The sequence below is a fragment of the Leuconostoc sp. genome, assembly GCF_965300815.1.
The window spans coordinates 4,594-8,583 of the sequence record NZ_CBDKZH010000059.1; the positions used below are offsets into that span (position 1 = coordinate 4,594).

General features: G+C 43.2%; 3 protein-coding genes. All 3 read left to right on the forward strand.

The features are described from left to right. Positions 1 to 1,809 (forward strand): valine--tRNA ligase (locus tag ACW12G_RS05080; RefSeq protein ID WP_455647419.1); only part of this gene is annotated, 1,809 nt, incomplete at its 5' end. Between the two features lie 73 nt (positions 1,810 to 1,882). Continuing rightward, on the forward strand, positions 1,883 to 2,566 hold the full coding sequence (locus tag ACW12G_RS05085; RefSeq protein WP_455647420.1) for a hypothetical protein: 684 nt from the start codon (positions 1,883 to 1,885) through the stop codon (positions 2,564 to 2,566). Positions 2,567 to 2,693: 127 nt separating this feature from the next. Then, positions 2,694 to 3,665 carry a beta-ketoacyl-ACP synthase III gene (locus ACW12G_RS05090; RefSeq protein WP_029510304.1) on the forward strand — a complete coding sequence of 324 codons (972 nt, stop codon included), beginning with the start codon at positions 2,694 to 2,696 and terminating at the stop codon, positions 3,663 to 3,665. Positions 3,666 to 3,990 lie beyond the last annotated feature (325 nt).

Here is a 3,990-nt window from a genome sequence, read left to right on the forward strand (position 1 = left end):
AATGATTTCCAAGTGGGTAACCGCCATGATCTGGAACGGATCAACACGATGACCGATGATGGCCATTTGAACGAATTGGCTGGTCCATACAACGGCATGGAACGCTTTGAAGCACGTAAAGCAATTGTGGCAGATCTGGAAGCTGGCGACTACATGTTAAATGTTGAACCGATTGTGCACTCCGTTGGTCATTCTGAACGGACTGGTGTGCCGGTTGAATCACGCTTATCAACGCAATGGTTTGTGAAAATGGCACCATTGGCTGAACAAGCGTTGGCAATGCAACAAAATCCGGATGAAAAAGTTGAATTTGTCCCAGCACGTTTTGAAGATACCTTTACGCGTTGGATGGAAAACATTCGCGATTGGGTCATCTCACGTCAACTTTGGTGGGGACACCAAATTCCGGCTTGGTACAAGCATAAGGGCACTGACGAAGAAGAAATCTACGTGGGTACAGAAGCACCTGAAGGCGAAGGCTGGGAACGCGATCCAGATGTCTTAGATACTTGGTTTAGTTCAGCCTTGTGGCCATTTTCAACGATGGGTTGGCCCGAAGATACGACTGGTGATTATGCCCGTTATTATCCAACCAACACGTTGGTGACGGGTTATGACATCATTTTCTTCTGGGTAGCCCGGATGATGTTCCAAGGAAAAGAATTTACTGGTCAACGGCCATTTAAAAATGTCTTGATTCACGGCTTAATTCGTGATGGTGAGGGGCGTAAAATGTCAAAGTCATTGGGCAACGGTGTTGACCCAATGGACGTGATTGAAAAGTATGGTGCCGATGCGTTGCGTTGGTTCTTGGCAACGGGTTCAACGCCAGGGCAAGATGTGCGTTTCACGTATGACAAGATGGACGCTGCCTGGAACTTTATCAATAAGATTTGGAATGCTTCCCGTTATGTCATCATGAATTTGTCAGAAGATACCCCATCAACATTACCTGATTTGGATAAGTTAACGCTGGCTGATCAATGGATTTTGTCACGTTTGAACACGACCGTTGAAAATGTGACCCGTAACTTTGACAAGTTCGAATTTGGTGAAGCCGGCCGTGAATTGTATAACTTTATCTGGTCAGACTTTGCCGACTGGTATATTGAAATGACAAAGGAAACGTTGAACGGTGACGGGGATAAGGCGCCAGTACAACAAACATTGGCCTATGTCCTTGACCAAACATTACGTCTTTTGCAACCGATTATGCCATTTGTCACGGAAGCCATTTGGCAAGAAATGCCAGCTCAAGCGGGTCAAAACGCGGACTTCTCTGTGACCCGTTACCCAGTTGTCCACGAAGAATTAACGAATGTGGCGGCTGAAAAAGCCTTTAAGTCATTGCAAGACTTGATTGTGGCAGTACGTAATATTCGTTCAGAAGCCAATGCACCAATGTCAACAGAAATTGACTTGTTGATTAAGACAGCAGATGCTGGCTTGGTGCAGATTTTCCAAGATAACGCGGACTATATCAATCGTTTTGCGCATCCAAAGTCATTAACGATTGGTGCCGATATTGTCGCACCAGACTTGGCGATGTCACAAGTTATTTCAGGGGCCGAAATTTATGTGCCATTAGCTGAATTGATTGACATTGATGAAGAAATTGCACGTTTGTCAGGTGAAGTGAAGAAGTTCACTGGCGAAGTAAAGCGTGCTGAAGGCAAGTTAGGCAATGAGAAATTTGTCAACTCAGCGCCGGAAGCCGTTGTTGCCGCTGAACGAGAAAAGCTAGCCGATTGGCAAGCAAAGTTAGCTGCGACACAAGAACGTTTACAAGCCTTACAGGCAACTAAGTAAACCATTAAAGAGTCAGTTCAGATTTCTGAACTGACTTTTTGGTTGGTGACTTGATAGAGACAGGATAAAACCTATGACAATGACCGTTATTTCCGATCCTGATCATCCACAGTACGATCAACTCACGCAAGTAGATGATCTTGATGCGGCCACACTTTGGGCACTACAAGCACGTGCCCGTCAACAACAAAAGGGACTCATAGCGTCTGTTGCTAATCCAATCAGTCGGGGATTTTTGGCTGATAATGGATTTGAAAGTGTGAGTCAAACCTATGTTGCGACATTAAATATTCGAGATTTTTCTGGCGAACCGGTGGTGCCGGTGGCTGATTTAGACAGTGATTTACAAACAGAACTCGTCCTATTATTGCGTGATCATTATGAACGCACGCATCGTTTCAATCCACCAGTAGCAAACGTTGACTATGACAAATGGCTCTTTGGTCATCAAGATTTTGATCCTGAGCATAGTATAGTGAGATTGGCAAAACAACATGTGGTTGCCGCAATATTAGTCTTTAAAGCTGGTGAAGATTATGAACTCCAATGGACATTTGGGGATGATGTCACGACGTTACACGAGTTGTGGCGGGATTTATTAGGTATTTTACCCGTTGGCAGTCGGTTACAGGCTGCGTTTGAATCAACGGATGTTTTAGCGATGAGTGTTTATGAGATGTTTAACTGGCATAATACGCAACCAGTTCAGACGACGATGATATGGCGCGATGCGGCAAACAACTTGCGTATTATATAAAATCCGCTACAATAATATAAGTATAAAAAGAGGGTGTAACGTGGTAAAGTTTGTCAATGTGACGACCAATAGGTCTGAATTTGATAAATGATATGTCCCGTTACAGCTGTTTAGAGGGGAAATAACGATGCCCGGAAGTAAAATATTAGCAAGTGCGCATTATGTCCCAAATGATATTGTGACGAATGATGATCTTGCTGAAATTATGGATACAAGTGATGATTGGATTCAATCACACACAGGGATTAAAACACGACATATTTCATTACAAGGTGAAAATACCAGTGATTTGGCCACAAAAGCGGCAGAACGCGCATTGGCTAAAACGTCGCTGACGGCAGCAGACATTGATTTAATTATTGTCACGACGTTTACACCGGATGGTTTAGCGCCATCGACTGCTGCTTTAGTGCAGCGTAATTTAAAAGCGGAGAATGCCTGGGCGTATGACATTATGACCGCTTGTGCTGGTTTTGTTTTCGGACTCAGTACTGCAGATAAGTTTATGCGTTCGGGGATGTATCGTAATGCCTTGGTGATTTCAGCTGAAGTCAATTCTAAAATGATGGATTTTACTGACCGAACAAGCACGGTCTTTTTTGGCGATGGTGCAGGCGCTGTGGTGTTGACAGCTGTTGCGGATGATGGTGTGGTTGCCGGTGAAGAGATGCACACAATTGGAGATGCCGATGTGGTCCATTCGGGTCGCATCGCCCCTTTGAAGACATTGTCAGCTGACAATTATCCAAAAATTGACGCTTTTTCACAAATGGGGCGCGCGGTTTATGATGAAGTCACAACCCGCATTCCACAACATATTCGTCATTTTTTGGCCGGCCACGACTTAACGCCAGCGGATGTGGATTATTTTATTCCGCACCAAGCGAATTTGCGTTTGATTGAATACATTGCCAATGCCCTTGATGAACCAATGGCGAAATTTGCGACAAACGTGGTGCATAACGGGAACACATCGTCAGCAGGGATTGCCATTGGGTTAGATGAACTCAATCAAGCAGTTGATCTTACCGGCAAGCGCGTGTTATTAACTGGATTTGGCGCTGGGTTCACCTATGGTAGCTTACTTTTGGAATTTTAAAGAAAAGGTTAAGACGCCTAATAAATTAAAAGATTTAAAAAACTCCGTAATCTGATCAAAAATGAACCGAATTATGGTGTTTTTTTGTCCAAAAAGGCACGCAAAATTTGAATTTTAGGAGCGATAAATGTTGGCATCATAGGGTTTTTCGGCGTTTGTAATGATTCTGTAACAAAGTTACATGATTGATAAATTTGATCAATATTGGCGTTATACTCGACAGTTATACTAGTAAATGTTCTTAAGATTTGTATAAAGACAAATCTAAAAATTAATAATTATAATGAAATCTAAATCTTTGGAGTAAATACCGCAATGGTTAACA